This is a genomic window from Arthrobacter sp. K4-10C, from assembly GCF_059090085.1.
In genome coordinates this window covers 252,030-267,007 of sequence record NZ_JBNHFI010000005.1, presented here as the reverse complement: position 1 = coordinate 267,007, position 14,978 = coordinate 252,030, and the positions used below count along the sequence as shown (strand labels likewise).

The following is a 14,978-nucleotide window of genomic DNA, read 5'->3' as shown; positions in this document are numbered from 1 at the left end:
TCACGTACTGCAACGCGGCCGCGCTGGCCGGGCTTCCTACTTCAGAGAAAACGAGTCTATCGTGACTGGTTGCACAGGTGCGCCGTCCGTGTCGCTGCTTCCCGGTGTTACCCCGGCGGCGGCAATATTCGTCACTACATCCAGGCCGGACGTCACTTTGCCAACCACGGTGTAGCCGCCGGCGGAGTCCGCAGGAATGGTGGTGTCCTTGTACACGATGAAGAACTGGGTTCCGTTGCCGTAGGCGTTGTTGCCCGTCCGGGCCACCGCGATGGTTCCCGCCGGATAAGTGTTGTCGGCAGGGGTGTTTTCCAAGGGGCCCCAGGTGTAGTTGGGATCGCCCTGGCCGTCGCCGGCGGGGGACCCGCATTGCAGGACGCCGAAGGCATCCGCGGTGGTCAGGCGGTGGCAGGTCTTTCCGCTGTAGAAGCCCTCATCGCTGAGCGACTTGAAGACGGCGGCCGCCTGGGGCGCGCTGGTACCGTCCAGCTCCACACCCAGCGGGCTGCCGTTCAGCACCAGCTCGCCGGTAAAGGTCTTGCCGGCGGCGGTATCCGGGGCTGGAATGTTGGGGCCATTGGTTGCCGGGGCTGACGGGCTGGCGGAAGGGTCGGCCGAAGCTGACGGGCTGGTCAGGCCGGCCTCGGCCGCCGCAAACTCGTCCTCGGTGGGGTTGCCGGCAAATGCGGTGAGTTGGAGTACGACGGCGAGGACAACGGCGGCGGTTCCGGCACCGGCGGCCACCACGTTGTCGCGCTTGCGCCGCTTTTCCTGGTCCCGCCGCAGCTCGCGCTTGGCCTCCATCTGCTGGATACGGCGTTTGGCTTCGCGGGCACTGCGTGAACTGGCCGCCAATGGTCCTCCTCATAGTCGGGCTGGTGTATTACGGCGTAGGGCCGGAAGTGCAATTTGCTGGCGGCCGGGCCCTGCCGCCCTGCGCATTAGAGATGCACACCGATGACGCATAAACTGACTGCCGCACATAGTTTATGCATGACTGGCCGGACTGCCGCCGATCGGCGCCGCAACGGGCGGAAAGCGGCCGGCATCTTGCGCATCAAGAGGAGAACTTTCCATGGCACGCACCGCCTCCCTGTCCGGATTCCCCGAGTGGCTTCCCGAGGAGCGGCTGGTGGAGCTCCATGTCCTGGACACGCTGCGGCGGGTTTTCGAACTGCACGGCTTTGCCTCGATCGAGACCCGTGCCGTTGAGACCGTGGGGCAGCTGCTGCGGAAGGGCGAGATCGACAAGGAAGTGTACGGGCTCAGCCGCCTCCAGGAAGAGGAGGGCGACGGCAAGGGCAAAACCGACCCGCACGCCCTGGCGCTGCATTTCGACCTGACCGTCCCGTTCGCCCGCTATGTCGTGGAAAACGCCGGCTACCTTGCGTTCCCGTTCCGCCGCTACCAGATCCAGAAGGTGTGGCGGGGCGAGCGCCCGCAGGAAGGCCGTGCCCGCGAGTTCACACAGGCTGACATCGATGTGGTGGGCGACGGCGAACTGCCCTTCCGCTACGACGTCGAGATCGCGCTGGTCATCGCGGAAGCGCTCAGCGCACTGCCCATTCCGGACTTCCGGCTGCGGATCAACAACCGCAAGCTGGCGGAAGGCTTCTACCGCGGCATCGGCCTGGACGACACCGCGGGCGTCCTCCGCAGCATCGACAAACTCGAAAAGGTCGGTCCGGACAAGGTGGCCGAACTCCTCAAGTCCGAGCTGGGCGCCACCGATGAGCAGGCGCACAAGGCTTTGCAGCTGGCTGCGATTCGGACGGAGGACACCTCCTTTGTGGCGCAGGTTCGTGCCCTCGGCGTGTCCAACGACCTGCTGGACGAAGGGCTGGACGAACTGGAACAGGTCATCGAGGCTGCTGTCCAGCGCGCTCCGGGCAAGGTGCTTGCGGACCTCAGCATCGCCCGCGGTTTGGACTATTACACCGGCACCGTGGTGGAAACCGTGCTGGTGGGCCACGAGCAGCTCGGCTCCATCTGCTCCGGCGGCCGCTACGATGCACTGGCCTCAAAGGGCAACCGCAAGTTCCCCGGCGTCGGCCTGTCCATCGGCGTGACCCGCCTGGTGTCCCGCATCCTCAGCCAGGACCTGGCCAAGGCTTCGCGCTCCGTCCCTACCGCGGTCCTGGTTGCCCTCACCTCCGACGAGAGCTGGGGCGCCGCGCAGGACGTGGCAGCCCAGTTGCGCAGCCGGGGCATTCCCACCGAGGTGGCGGCAAAGGCCGAGAAGTTCGGCAAGCAGATCAAGTTCGCGGACCGGCGGGGCATCCCCTTTGTGTGGTTCACGGACGACGAAGGCACCCACCAGGTCAAGGACATCCGTTCGGGGGAACAGGTTGTCGCGTTCCCCGAAACCTGGACACCGCCGTCGGAGGATCTCACGGTCCAGGTGGCAAGCACGGCCCCCGCGCCCGCTGCCGTCTAGCCGGATTGCCCGCAGCAGGGACCGCGATGGGGCGGCGGGACGTGTCCAGCGGGTAAACTCGGACAGGATTGTTCCTGCAACAATCCTTATATATCTGCCACTGTTTTCCCTCTGTTCTCTCTAGAAAGGTGTGCTGTGCTGCGCACACATGACCTCGGATCCCTTCGCTCCGAGCACATTGGACAAACCGTAACCCTGGCCGGCTGGGTGGGCCGCCGTCGTGATCACGGTGGTGTGGCATTCGTGGACCTCCGCGATGCTTCCGGCGTTGCTCAGGTTGTGGTCCGCGAGGAAGAGGTCTTCCACGGGCTGCGAAACGAGTACGTCCTGCAGGTCACCGGCACTGTTTCGAAGCGTCCGGAGGGCAACGAAAACCCGGCACTGGCCACCGGCGACATCGAGGTCATGGCGGACAAGGTGGTCATCCTCAACACCGCGGATCCGCTGCCGTTCCAGATTGACGAGCACGTGGAAGTGGGCGAGGAAGCTCGCCTGAAGCACCGCTACCTTGACCTCCGCCGGCCCGGCCCCAGCCGTAACCTGCGGCTGCGCTCCGAGGCAAACAGGGTGGCCCGCGAACTGCTCCACCAGGACGGCTTCGTGGAAATCGAGACTCCCACGCTGACGCGCTCGACGCCGGAAGGCGCCCGCGACTTCCTGGTTCCGGCACGCCTGGCGCCGGGTTCCTGGTACGCGCTCCCGCAGTCCCCGCAGCTTTTCAAGCAGCTCCTGCAGGTGGGCGGCTTCGAGAAGTACTACCAGATTGCCCGCTGCTACCGTGACGAGGACTTCCGCGCGGACCGCCAGCCGGAGTTCACCCAGCTGGACATCGAGGCGAGCTTCGTTGACCAGGACGACATCATCACCCTGGGCGAAAACATCGTCCAGGCTGTGTGGCGGCTCATCGACGTCGAGATCCCCACGCCCATCCAGCGGATCACCTATGCGGACGCCATGGCCCGCTACGGTTCCGACAAGCCGGACCTGCGCTTCGGCCTGGAGCTGACAGAACTCACGGAGTTCTTCAAGGACACCAACTTTGGCGTGTTCAAGGCACCCTACGTCGGTGCCGTCGTCATGCCGGGCGGGGCCTCGCAGGCACGCCGTGCCCTGGACGCCTGGCAGGAATGGGCCAAGCAGCGCGGCGCCAAGGGCCTGGCCTACGTCCTCTACAAGGAGGACGGCGAGCTGGCCGGCCCCGTTGCCAAGAACCTGACCGATACCGAGCGCGCCGGCCTGGCTGACGCCGTCGGCGCGAAGCCGGGCGACTGCATCTTCTTCGCCGCCGGCGAGAAGACGCCGTCCAGGGCCCTGCTGGGTGCAGCCCGCGTGGAGATCGGACACCGCACCGGCCTGATCAACCCCAACGACTGGGCCTTCTGCTGGGTGGTGGACGCCCCCATGTTCGAACCGGCTGCCGCCGCCGTCGCCTCCGGTGACGTGGCTGTTGGCGCCGGACAGTGGACCGCCGTGCACCACGCGTTCACCTCGCCCAAGCCGGAGTTCCTGGACACCTTTGACAAGGATCCGGAGTCGGCCCTGTCCTACGCGTACGACATCGTCTGCAACGGCAACGAAATCGGCGGCGGCTCCATCCGTATCCACCAGCGCGACGTGCAGGAACGCGTGTTCGAGCTGATGGGCCTGGACAAGGAAGACGCGCAGACCAAGTTCGGCTTCCTGCTTGAGGGCTTCAAGTACGGCGCCCCTCCGCACGGCGGCATCGCCTTCGGCTGGGACCGGGTGGTCTCCCTGCTGGCAGGCGTGGATTCCATCCGCGACGTCATCGCCTTCCCGAAATCGGGCGGCGGCCACGACCCGCTGACCGACGCTCCGGCCCCGATCACGCCGCAGCAGCGCAAGGAGGCAGGCGTGGACTTCAAGCCCGAGGCGGTCAAGCCGGTCGAGGCCAAGAAAGCCGAAGTAATCGCAAAGTAAGCACCTGTCAGCACAACTACAGGAGGCTCCCCGTCCGCACCGGGGAGCCTCTTGTAATTAAGGGAAGGGGATGCCATGGCAATCTGTGAGCCCGGCATTCAAACTGGCCCCGCTGTGCAAAATGCAGCCTGGGACATTGAGGCAGCAATGGATGCTGCCTGGCCTGCCGTGGAACGGCATCAGGCGGACGGCTGGGTGTTCCGGGCAGCTGGCGGAGTAACCCAACGGGCGAACTCCATCTGGCCATACCGGGAGCCGGGCGAGGGCAGCGGCGTGCTGCCGGTGCTGCTGAAGGAGGCACGAGCCTGGTATCGCGCGCGCCGCTTGCCGGTGACCATCCAGATCCCGATCGACGCCCGGACACTGGCCCTGAACGCCTTCCTCGACGCCGAAGGCTTCACCCGGCAGTCCGAGACCCTCATCTTGACCCGCGGGGCCCTGCCTGGCGCGGGCCGGCCTGATGATTCGGTTGAACTCTTCCAGGAGCCATCAGCCGACTGGCTGCGGGTGTGGTGGGAAGTGGACGGCCGGGGCGGAACAGATGCCCTCACCACGGCCAAACAAATCCTTGAGGGCTGCCCTTCCCTGTACGCGCTGGGAAGGGACGGCGCCGGCCGGCCCGCCGCCGTCGGACGCCTTGCCATTCCGGCCCGCGGGAAAGGGCAGCGGGGCGGGATCTACTGCATGGCCACGCTTCCGAGCGCGCGCCGCCGGGGCTACGGCTGGGCAATCCTCAACGCACTGATGCAGGCCGGTGCCGCCTCCGGGCTGGATGGCTATTGGCTGCTGGTCACCGCTGCGAACCGGTCCGCACAAGAGCTGTACGCCAAGGCCGGATTCCAGGAATCCGGCCGTTACCTGTACCGGCAGGAACGGCCGCGCCGTGCACTGACTGGCTGCTGACGACCCGCGCCGCCCGCGGGGCGCGGCACGGCGAGCTAGGAGGGTGCGGCGTCTGTGACCTGCACGCGCACCGAGCAGGCATCTGAGGCCGCTTTCTTCAGGACTGCTGCGCGGGGTTCCGGGACATCAAGGTAAGCGAGCCGGGGCAGGTGCGCGTGGTCCCGCAGTGCTGCGTGCCCGAGGACCAGGTCAGCCATTGCCCGGTCGCCGCCTGGAACCACATACTCGAAGGACTCCCGGCCGAACACCTCCGCCGCCTGCACTGCCACCGCCTCCACCAGCGCGTCTGCCTGGTTGGACCGGCGGCGGGCAAACCTTTGCTGCGACTGGCCTCCCGCGGCGGTCCTGCCCTGGACATACCGGGTACCGGTCTTGGAAGCCAGCAATTCACCTTCGCTGGCGACGCCGATGCCGTAACCCCCGCGCCGGACCAGCAGCAGGCCAAGCCTGCGCGGCTGGGCAGCGAGGGAGGCCAACCGTTCCAGGGCGTCCGCCCCTCGCCCTGGCCGCCCGTCCGCCGGCCAGGGAGCCTGCAGCAGTGCCGAGGCGCCGTCACCGGCAACCAGCCGCAACCCGTCGTCGTCATCCGTCAGGACATAACCGCCGTGGGCGGCACTGAACCGCCCGGCCCAGCCGGCAAGGCGGCTGCCTGCAACGAAGGCCGTCCGGACGGAGGGCGGACGTTCCCCGCGGGCGGTTGGTGCGGTCATGGCGGCGTCCTTCGGGAGCAGGCTTGGGTGCGGCCGGAAAGCCGGACGACTGCAAGTAGCCTATCTATGTGGATGATCTCTTCGGGCAGGGGCCGGGCAATGACGACGACGGCGACGACGCTACGCCAGCCGGCCGCGGGAGTACCGGGGGAGGGGGCAATGCATCGCCCCGCGGACCGCTTGCCGTCCGGATGCGTCCGCGTACGCTCGACGAAGTAGTTGGGCAGCAGCATCTCCTCGGCCAGGGTTCGCCCCTGCGCCAGCTGGCCGCAGGAGCCGGAGCGGACACATTGGGCCCGGCCGGGCCCACATCGCTCATCCTGTGGGGACCGCCGGGTACCGGAAAAACCACCCTGGCGCACGTCATCGCGCGCGGTCCGGGCCGGAAGTTCGTCGAACTTTCGGCCATCACGGCCGGCGTTAAGGATGTCCGGCGCGTCATGGACGACGCCCTCACCGCCCGCGACCTCTACAAGACCACCACCGTCCTGTTCCTCGACGAAATCCACCGCTTCAATAAGGCCCAGCAGGACGCGTTGCTTCCCGGCGTCGAAAACCGCTGGGTGGTCCTGGTGGCCGCCACCACGGAGAACCCGTCATTCTCGGTGGTTTCCCCGCTGCTGTCGCGCTCACTGCTGCTGACCCTCAAACCGCTCACCGACGCGGACATCGAAGACCTCCTGGTCCGGGCAGTGCAGGACCCGCGCGGCCTGGACGGCAAGGCCGAACTCGACCCGGAGGCGCTGGCCCACCTGGTCCGGCTCTCCGGCGGGGACGCCCGGCGCGCGCTCACCGCCCTGGAGGCGGCTGCCGGCGTGGCCTTCGGTGACGCCGACGACGCCGATGACGGTCCGATTAAGGTGGAGCTGAAGCACACCGAACGTGCCCTTGACGTGGCCGCCGTCCGGTACGACCGCGCCGGGGACCAGCACTACGACGTTGCCAGCGCCTTCATCAAGTCCATCAGGGGATCGGACGTCGACGCCGCGCTGCACTACCTGGCGCGGATGCTGGAGGCGGGGGAGGACCCGCGCTTCGTGGCCCGGCGGATCGTGATTTCCGCCGCGGAAGACGTGGGCATGGCTGATCCCACCGCCCTGCAGACGGCCGTGGCCGCGGCCCAGGCAGTCCAGCTGATCGGCATGCCCGAGGGCAGGATCATCCTGGCGGAGGCCGTGGTCCACCTAGCCACTGCGCCGAAATCCAACGCCGCCTACATGGGCATCAACCAGGCCATCGCCGATGTCCGTGCAGGACTGGGCAACGGCATCCCGGCGCATCTGCGGGACTCGCACTATCCCGGCTCCAAGCAGCTGGGCCATGGGCTGGGCTATAAGTACGCCCATGATGCCCCGCATTCGGTGGCAACCCAGCAGTACCCTCCGGATGACCTGGTGGGGAAGGACTACTACCGGCCTACCGCCAACGGTGCCGAGCGCGACATCGCGGTGCGGCTGGAGCGCCTGCGCAGGATTGTCAGGGGCAAGTAGCCACCGTGGTAGGATGGATGTTTGTCTGGCAAGGCACCGACGCACAATCCCCTTGAATTTCCTTCGAGTAGGTTATGCCCTGTGCCCAGTAGCAAAAGGCAGCGGTTGGCCGATGCTCTCCATCGTGGAGGCCAGTAACACTGACACACCGCAGATATTGGAAGGACACAAGTGGCTAACAACACTCGTGCTCGCCGTCAGGCCCGCCTCTCGCGGTCCCTCGGCATCGCTCTGACCCCCAAGGCCGCCAAGTACATGGAGCGCCGCCCGTACGGCCCCGGTGAGCATGGCCGCGCCCGCAAGAAGCAGGACTCCGACTACGCCGTGCGTCTGCGCGAAAAGCAGCGCCTGCGCGCCCAGTACGGCATCCGCGAAGCGCAGATGACCCGTGCCTTCGAAGAAGCCCGCCGCACCAAGGGCCTGACCGGTGAGAACCTCATCGAACTGCTCGAAATGCGCCTTGACGCCCTGGTCCTGCGTGCCGGCTTCGCCCGTACCATCGCCCAGGCCCGCCAGCTGGTTGTGCACCGCCACATCATGGTTGACGGCGTCCGCGTTGACCGTCCGTCGTTCCGCGTCGGCGAAGGCCAGCTGGTCCACGTCCACAGCCGCAGCGAAACCATGGTTCCGCTCCAGGTTGCAGCAGCCGGCGCCCACCGCGACGTCCTGCCTGCCGTTCCCGCCTACCTGGACGTCAAGCTCGAGGCACTGCAGGCCCGCCTGGTCCGCCGCCCCAAGCGCTCCGAAGTCCCGGTGACCTGCGAAGAGCAGCTCGTCGTCGAATTCTACGCACGCTAATCCCAGCAGCGTATCCAAAGAAGCCCGTGGCAAGCGCCGCGGGCTTCTTTGTATGTAAGGTACTTGGGGGACATCTGCGGAACGCGCATCAGCTGCGTGCGCAGAATGGACCAAACCACAGAATTTCGAGGAGATGAACGTCTATGTCTGGTGGCGATATCGCCGGCCTGATCGCTGCCGGGGTGTTTGCGCTCCTGGTGCTGCTGCTCGCCGTGCCCATCCTGAAGCTGGGCAAGGTGTTCGACGAGGTGCGGACGGCCATCAGGTCGATCAGCGACGGCGCGACGCCCCTGATGGACGAGGTCACCGCCACGGTCTCCACCACCAACCAGCAGCTGAAAAAGGTGGACGGCATCTCTTCCAACGTCTCCGACGCCTCCGCAAACCTCTCCGCCCTGTCTTCGCTGGTTGCGGCCACGGTGGGCTCACCGCTCATCAAAGTGGCGGCGTTCAGCTACGGCGTGCGCACCGCGCTGGCCAACCGCAAGAAGCCGGCAGCCGGCCGCCGCAGCCGCTAACTCCCGAAAGAACCGAAAATGAAACGACTTGTCTGGATGGGAATCGGCGTCGCGATCGGGATCATCGCCTTCCGCAAAGTAAACGAAGCGCAGTCCAGCCTGGGGCCGGAAGGCCTCAACCGCGCAGTGGGCCGGCTGGCTGACGGCGTCTACGAATTCGCTGACGCCGTCCGCGACGGCATGCGGGAACGGGAAACGGACCTTCGCGCCGCCCTTGGTGTCGAAGGGGAGGTTGCCCGCCACTGACCGGCAGGCAACCAGCCTGGCCAGCCAGAACCACCCGGCAGGATCCGTATCTGGGCTCCTGCCAACTGAACGAACTATCCGCGCCAGGGCGCGGACCAAGAAGGGTAAGTAAACAGCTCATGAAGTCGCAGGAGATCACAAAGCGCTGGGTGGACTTTTTTGTCAGCAAGGGCCACACGGCGGTTCCCTCCGCGTCGCTGGTCTCCAGCGACCCCTCGCTGCTGTTCACGGTCGCCGGAATGGTGCCGTTCATTCCCTACCTCACCGCCCGCGAAGAAGCTCCCTACTCCCGCGCCACCAGCGTGCAGAAGTGCATCCGCACCGGCGACATCGAGGAAGTGGGCAAGACCGCCCGGCACGGTACGTTCTTCCAGATGTGCGGCAACTTTTCCTTCGGCGACTACTTCAAGGAAGACGCCATCAAGTTCGCCTGGGAGCTGCTCACCAGCAGCGTTGACGACGGCGGGTACGGCCTCGAAGCCGAGCGCCTCTGGGTGACCGTCTACGAGGAGGACGACGAAGCGAAGGACCTGTGGCTGAAGAACACCGGTGTTCCCGCGGAGCGCATCCAGAAGATGGGCAAGTCGGACAACTACTGGCATACCGGCCAGCCGGGCCCAGCAGGCCCCTGCTCGGAGATCTACTACGACCGCGGACCCGGCTACGGCGTGGAGGGCGGCCCTGAAGCAGACGACAACCGCTACGTCGAAATCTGGAACCTCGTCTTCATGCAGTACCAGATCGACAACGTCCGTTCCAAGGTCGACTTCGACATCGTCGCTGAACTGCCGAAAAAGAACATCGACACCGGCCTGGGCATGGAACGCCTGGCGATGATCCTGCAGGGCGTCGAGAACATGTACGAGACCGACCAGGTCCGTCCCGTCATCGACAGGGCGGCCGCGCTGTCCGGCAAGGAATACACCTCCGCGGAGTCCGACGACGATCCCCACCACACCGACGATGTACGCATGCGCGTGGTGGCAGACCACATCCGGTCAGCCCTGATGCTGATCGCCGACGGTGTGGTCCCGTCGAACGAAGGACGCGGCTACGTCCTGCGCCGCCTCATCCGCCGTGCCGTGCGTGCCATGCGGCTCCTCGGCGTCGAGCAGGCGTGCCTGCCCGAACTCCTGCCGGCGTCCCGTGATGCGATGAAGGGCGTCTACCCGGTGGTGGAGACAGACTTCGACCGGATCAGCCGGATCGCCTACGCCGAGGAAAAAGCCTTCCTGCGCACCATCGCGTCCGGCACCGCCCGGCTGGAGGAAGCCGTGGTGGCCTCAAAAGCCGCCGGCAGGCCGCTGTCCGGCGAGGACGCCTTCACACTCCACGACACCTACGGCTTCCCGATCGACCTTACGCTGGAGATGGCCGAGGAAGCCGGGCTGAAGGTTGACGAGGCCGAATTCCGCAGCCTCATGCTGGAGCAGCGCAAGCGCGCCCAGGCGGATGCGAAGGCCAAGAAGGGCGGGCACGCGGACATCTCCGCGTTCCAGGAACTGCTGGGTGAAGGCGAAACGGTCTTTACCGGCTACACCGAACTCGACGGCGAATCCCGGGTCCGCGGAATCATCCAGGGCGGACAGCGGGTGGCCCACGCGTCCACCGGCGACGAGATCGAGCTGGTCCTCAGCGAGACGCCTTTCTACGCCGAGGCAGGAGGCCAGGCCGCCGACACCGGCCTGGTCACCGGTGATGGGTTCGTCGTGGAGGTCCTCGATGTCCAGCGCCCCGTCAAGGGATTGAGCGTGCACAAGGCGATTGTCCGCGAAGGCGAGATCCCGGCCGATGCGCTGGTGCGCGCCGCCGTCGACCGTGAACGCCGCCACGCTGCCGAGCAGGCGCATACGGCCACGCACATCGTGCACGCCGCCCTGCACCAGATCCTGGGGCCCGAAGCCACCCAGCGGGGTTCCTTCAACAAGGCCGGCTACCTGCGCTTCGACTTTGCCTGGGGCGAGGGCCTGAGCACCGCCACCCGGTCCGAAATCGAGGAAGTGTCCAACCTCGCCATCCGCAACAACTACGCGGTGGAGACCAAGGTCATGGCACTGGCTGAGGCCAAGGCCATGGGCGCCATGGCGCTCTTCGGCGAAAACTACGGCAGCGAAGTCCGCGTGGTGGAGATCGACGGTGCTTGGTCCCGCGAGCTGTGCGGCGGAACCCACGTGGCGAACACCTCGCTGATCGGCAGCCTCTCGCTGCTGGGCGAACAGTCCGTCGGTTCGGGAAACCGCCGCGTGGAGGCCTTTGTTGGCATGGACGCGTTCCGGCACCTCGCCGCAGAACGGGCGCTGGTAACGGAACTGACCGAGATGCTGAAGGTTCCTTCCGGGCAGCTGGCTGACCGGATCGCCGCCACCCTCGCCAAACTCAAGGCAACGGAGAAGGAACTGGACCGCCTGCGCAAGGAGCAACTGGCAGCCGCTGCTGCCCAGCTGGCCAGCAGCGCCAAGGACGCCAACGGTGTCAGCATCATCGCCCACGACGCCGGCACGGTCAGCGGTGCCGACGACCTGCGCGGGCTGGCCCTGGACCTGCGGAACCGGCTCGGCTCCACCGCAGCCACGGTAGCGGTGGCCGGCGTTGCCAACGACCGTCCTGTCGTCCTTGTCGCCACGAATGAAGCAGCGCGCGACGCCGGCGTTAAGGCAGGTGCCCTGGTGCGGCTCGCTGCCGGCATCCTCGGCGGTGGCGGCGGCGGCAAGGACGACGTCGCCCAGGGCGGCGGCACCGACGCCGGCAAGGTGGGCGCCGCGCTGGCAGCCGTCGTCGACGCCGTTGAACGGCGCTAACCCTGCCATGACCAATCCTGCAGCTGCCGGCGGCTACCCCCAGGGCGTGAAACTGGGGGTAGACGTCGGCACCGTCCGGGTCGGGGTGGCCATCTGCGACCCGGATTCGATCCTCGCCACGCCCTACAAGACGCTGGACCGGAACGCGAAAAAGAACTCCGATGTCAAGCTCATCGCCAGGCTGGCGGAGGAACTTGGCGCAGTCCAGGTCATTGTCGGGCTGCCCAGGACGATGAAAGGCGAAGAGCATGCTTCCGCCCGCATGGCTGCCAACTATGCGGAGCTGCTGGTTGCGGAGCTCGCAGCCCGGGAATTGGACGTGCCCGTCCACCTAGTGGACGAACGGCTCAGCAGCGTAGCGGCCCACCGCAACCTGCACGAAGCTGGCATGAGCAGCAGGGATCACCGTAAAGTAGTGGATCAGGTCGCGGCGGCAGGTATTCTCCAGCACGCCATCGACATGCAGAAAGCCAGGGGAGCGGATGTCGGCTCACGCGTGACAGCGCCATCCCCGTCAGTGGACCCGGGGGTTGGCGAGGTGGACGAGTGTGTCCCCGGCACTCTCGGGGACACGGTCCGATCTTCAGATAATGGAAGGCAACAGTGAGCCCTGCCAACATTGACGACGCTTCCGGCCCGCTTGACGGCGGGACGGCGAGGCCGCTGACGCGCAAGGAACTGCGGGCACGCGAAAAGAGCCTCAATACCGGCGGCCAGGGCACTGTTCCGGAGCAGGCGTACGAAACAGGGCATGATGTCCCGGTGCCTCCCGCGGAACCGCCGGCTGTTTCCGCCCCTGCGGCTGCCGCTGCGCCGGTTGCGGCCCTTCCGGACGACCAGCCGATTCCGGCTGTTCCCGTTGTTCCGCCGTCCATCCAAGCCGAACTTCCCGACGACGTGCACCACGCCGACGCCATGCACCACGAGCCAGGCGACGGTCTGCATCACGACGACGTGTACTCCGCCCATGACCAGCCAGTCCTGGCGGGCCGGCAGCACGCACCTGCTACCCAACATCTCGACCAGGTCCAGCTTGCAGGGCATGACTACCAGGACGCCGTGCACGCCGGCCATGCCTACCATGACGAGGCTTACCACGATGACGTACACCAAGCCGGCCAGCACAGCATGCACCATGACGGCATGCACCACGATGGCGGCAGTCACCATGGGCTCCTCGCCGGCTCGTCAGCGGCGCAGGTAGTGCCCAGGCCATCCAAGAAGGTCCGGCGCCGGCGCAGGCTGCTGGCACTGTTCCTGACGCTTGCCGTCTTTGTCACGGCCGTGGCCGTTGGTGCCCAGTTCCTCAAGCCGCTCCTGGGCAGCACCAAGCCCAGCGACTTTCCCGGCCCCGGATCGGGGGAGGTACAGGTGACTGTGGACAACGGCGAGGGCACGCGCTCCGTGGCCGTCGACCTCGAAAACAAAGGCGTGGTGGCCAACGCCGACACCTTCCTCCAGGCATTCACCGCTTCGGGCGGGACCCTGTCGCCGGGGGAGTACACCTTTAAGTCCGAAATGAAGAACAGCGACGCCGTTAACATCCTCCTCGGCCAGGACAAGACGAAGGTCATCTACTTTGCCCTGAGCGCCGGCCTGCGCATCGGCGAATCCCTGCAGGCAATCTCGGAAGGGTCCGGCGTGTCGGTCCAGCAGCTGCAGGAGCTCAGCAACCAGCCGGCCCAGTTCGGCCTGCCCGCCAATGCGAAGAACCTTGAGGGTTACCTGGCTCCGGGAGAGCACCGGTTCCCGCTTGGAACCCCGGCGAAGGACATCTTGCAGTCACTGGTGAAAATCACTGTGGACGAACTTATTGCGCAGGGAATCTCCGATCCTGCCAAACAGTACGAAGCCGTGATCGTGGCCAGTATCGTCCAGGCCGAAGGCGGCCAGGCGGAGTACGGCGACGTGGCGGGGGCCATCTACAACCGGCTCAAGCCCAACGACCAGACCAACGGCTACCTCCAGGTGGACTCTGCCGTGACCTACGGCCTGGGCACCAAGAGCTACAACTTCACGGACGAACAGCGCCAGGACAAGTCGAACCCATACAACACCTACGCCAACCCCGGGCTTCCTCCGGGACCCATCGGTTCGCCCGGCAAGACCGCCATTGACGCTGCCGCCAAACCCAAATCCAACGACTACCTCTACTGGGTGACCATCAACCTGGACACCAAGGAGACCAAGTTCTCCCGCACCCTTGCGGAACACAATGTCTTCGTCGAGCAGTACAACGCCTGGTGCATGGCACACGCGGGCCGCTGCGCATGAGCCTGCGGGCCGCCGTCCTGGGCCACCCGATCGGCCACTCAAAATCCCCGGCACTGCATCACGCGGCGTACAACCAGCTGGGGATCGCAATCAGCTACACGGCCATAGACGTGACGGAAGAGCTGCTTCCCTCGCTGATGCGGCAGATCCGCGACCAGCCCGGCTGGCGCGGGCTGTCGGTCACCATGCCGTTGAAGACCGCCATGCTCAACGAAGTTGATGAAGTCCGCGGAGTGGCCAGGACACTTGGCGTGGTCAACACGGTTTCGTTCGAGGACCACGAGGGCGGCCGGAAAACTGTTGGTTCCAATACCGACGTCGCCGGGATCGTCAACGCGCTGCGGCACGCAGGGACGGGAAAGGCGCCGTCGGCAGTTGTCCTTGGCGGCGGTGGAACAGCAGCGTCGGCCATCGCGGCACTGAAGGAGCTCGGGACGGACCACGTCCAGGTTTTCGTCCGGGACACGTCCAGGACCGGAGACGTTCGCTCAGCCGCCGAAAGTTTGGGAGTGGCCCTGGACATCCGCCGCTTGGGCGACGCCGTCCACCCCACGGCCGCGGCCGACGTCGTCATCTCCACCCTTCCCCCCCGGGCGGCGGACGGCCTGGCCGCTGAAATAGCGGAACTGAAAACAACTACCCCCGGCGTGCTGCTGGATGTGGCGTACGATCCCTGGCCCAGCCTGGCCGCCTCGGTGTGGCAGTCGGGCGGCGGCACCGTGGTGCCGGGGCTGGAGATGCTGCTCTACCAGGCTGTGGAACAGGTACGCCTCTTCACCCGCCGCGGTGATGACGTCAATGCGGCCGTCATAGATGTGATGTGCGCCTCAGTCGGCCTTCCCCGACGGGCTTTGTAACCGCCCTCC

General features: G+C 66.4%; 13 protein-coding genes. 11 read left to right on the top strand and 2 right to left on the bottom strand.

Annotation, left to right across the window (positions count from 1 at the left end; translation table 11 throughout):
- Positions 1-36: 36 nt before the first annotated feature.
- A complete protein-coding gene (locus AC5RUU_RS08985) occupies positions 37-855 on the bottom strand; it encodes a peptidylprolyl isomerase (RefSeq protein WP_493974849.1) in 819 nt (272 codons plus the stop codon).
- Between the two features lie 220 nt (positions 856-1,075).
- Here AC5RUU_RS08985 and hisS point away from each other — a divergent pair, with 220 nt between their 5' ends.
- From hisS to AC5RUU_RS08970, 3 genes are all read left to right on the top strand, one after another.
- Entirely contained in the window at positions 1,076-2,437 is a 1,362-nt protein-coding gene (gene hisS, locus AC5RUU_RS08980) for a histidine--tRNA ligase (RefSeq protein ID WP_493974848.1), read from the top strand.
- 135 nt (positions 2,438-2,572) lie between these two features.
- A complete protein-coding gene (gene aspS, locus AC5RUU_RS08975) occupies positions 2,573-4,375 on the top strand; it encodes an aspartate--tRNA ligase (protein WP_493974847.1) in 1,803 nt (600 codons plus the stop codon).
- 147 nt (positions 4,376-4,522) lie between these two features.
- Positions 4,523-5,278, top strand: coding sequence for a GNAT family N-acetyltransferase (locus AC5RUU_RS08970; protein ID WP_493974917.1), 756 nt, complete (start codon positions 4,523-4,525; stop codon positions 5,276-5,278).
- A 35-nt stretch (positions 5,279-5,313) separates the two neighbouring features.
- Here AC5RUU_RS08970 and AC5RUU_RS08965 read toward each other — a convergent pair whose 3' ends face one another.
- Complete coding sequence (locus AC5RUU_RS08965) at positions 5,314-5,988, bottom strand: acVLRF1 family peptidyl-tRNA hydrolase (RefSeq protein WP_493974846.1); 675 nt, start codon at positions 5,986-5,988, stop codon at positions 5,314-5,316.
- Positions 5,989-6,056: 68 nt separating this feature from the next.
- Between AC5RUU_RS08965 and AC5RUU_RS08960 the strand changes: the two genes are divergently transcribed.
- The 8 genes from AC5RUU_RS08960 to AC5RUU_RS08925 all read left to right on the top strand — a co-directional run bounded on the left by AC5RUU_RS08960 (position 6,057) and on the right by AC5RUU_RS08925 (position 14,969).
- Positions 6,057-7,478: a replication-associated recombination protein A gene (locus AC5RUU_RS08960; protein ID WP_493974845.1), complete on the top strand. Its 1,422-nt coding sequence runs from the start codon at positions 6,057-6,059 to the stop codon at positions 7,476-7,478.
- Positions 7,479-7,649: 171 nt separating this feature from the next.
- Positions 7,650-8,276, top strand: a complete 627-nt coding sequence (gene rpsD, locus AC5RUU_RS08955; RefSeq protein WP_066276228.1) for a 30S ribosomal protein S4 — start codon at positions 7,650-7,652, stop codon at positions 8,274-8,276.
- Between the two features lie 143 nt (positions 8,277-8,419).
- Entirely contained in the window at positions 8,420-8,794 is a 375-nt protein-coding gene (locus AC5RUU_RS08950; protein ID WP_079596215.1) for a DUF948 domain-containing protein, read from the top strand.
- An 18-nt stretch (positions 8,795-8,812) separates the two neighbouring features.
- Positions 8,813-9,040 carry a DUF6167 family protein gene (locus AC5RUU_RS08945; RefSeq protein WP_493974844.1) on the top strand — a complete coding sequence of 76 codons (228 nt, stop codon included), beginning with the start codon at positions 8,813-8,815 and terminating at the stop codon, positions 9,038-9,040.
- A gap of 119 nt (positions 9,041-9,159) precedes the next feature.
- Positions 9,160-11,838 (top strand): alanine--tRNA ligase, encoded by a 2,679-nt coding sequence (gene alaS, locus AC5RUU_RS08940; protein ID WP_493974843.1) that lies wholly within the window; start codon positions 9,160-9,162, stop codon positions 11,836-11,838.
- 7 nt (positions 11,839-11,845) lie between these two features.
- Positions 11,846-12,445: a Holliday junction resolvase RuvX gene (gene ruvX / locus AC5RUU_RS08935; protein WP_493974842.1), complete on the top strand. Its 600-nt coding sequence runs from the start codon at positions 11,846-11,848 to the stop codon at positions 12,443-12,445.
- Positions 12,442-14,112, top strand: a complete 1,671-nt coding sequence (gene mltG, locus AC5RUU_RS08930; RefSeq protein WP_493974841.1) for an endolytic transglycosylase MltG — start codon at positions 12,442-12,444, stop codon at positions 14,110-14,112. The genes ruvX and mltG overlap by 4 nt, the downstream gene beginning before the upstream one ends.
- Positions 14,109-14,969, top strand: coding sequence for a shikimate dehydrogenase (locus tag AC5RUU_RS08925; protein ID WP_493974916.1), 861 nt, complete (start codon positions 14,109-14,111; stop codon positions 14,967-14,969). The genes mltG and AC5RUU_RS08925 overlap by 4 nt, the downstream gene beginning before the upstream one ends.
- The last annotated feature ends 9 nt before the right edge of the window (positions 14,970-14,978 follow it).

What these genes read in the sequence shown, in the direction of transcription:
- hisS (WP_493974848.1), top strand. Translation starts at nt 1,076, where the DNA reads ATGGCACGCACCGCCTCCCTGTCCGGATTCCCCGAGTGGCTTCCCGAG.
- AC5RUU_RS08965 (WP_493974846.1), bottom strand. Translation starts at nt 5,988, where the DNA reads ATGACCGCACCAACCGCCCGCGGGGAACGTCCGCCCTCCGTCCGGACG.
- alaS (WP_493974843.1), top strand. Translation starts at nt 9,160, where the DNA reads ATGAAGTCGCAGGAGATCACAAAGCGCTGGGTGGACTTTTTTGTCAGC.
- AC5RUU_RS08945 (WP_493974844.1), top strand. Translation starts at nt 8,813, where the DNA reads ATGAAACGACTTGTCTGGATGGGAATCGGCGTCGCGATCGGGATCATC.
- ruvX (WP_493974842.1), top strand. Translation starts at nt 11,846, where the DNA reads ATGACCAATCCTGCAGCTGCCGGCGGCTACCCCCAGGGCGTGAAACTG.
- AC5RUU_RS08950 (WP_079596215.1), top strand. Translation starts at nt 8,420, where the DNA reads ATGTCTGGTGGCGATATCGCCGGCCTGATCGCTGCCGGGGTGTTTGCG.
- AC5RUU_RS08970 (WP_493974917.1), top strand. Translation starts at nt 4,523, where the DNA reads ATGGATGCTGCCTGGCCTGCCGTGGAACGGCATCAGGCGGACGGCTGG.
- AC5RUU_RS08925 (WP_493974916.1), top strand. Translation starts at nt 14,109, where the DNA reads ATGAGCCTGCGGGCCGCCGTCCTGGGCCACCCGATCGGCCACTCAAAA.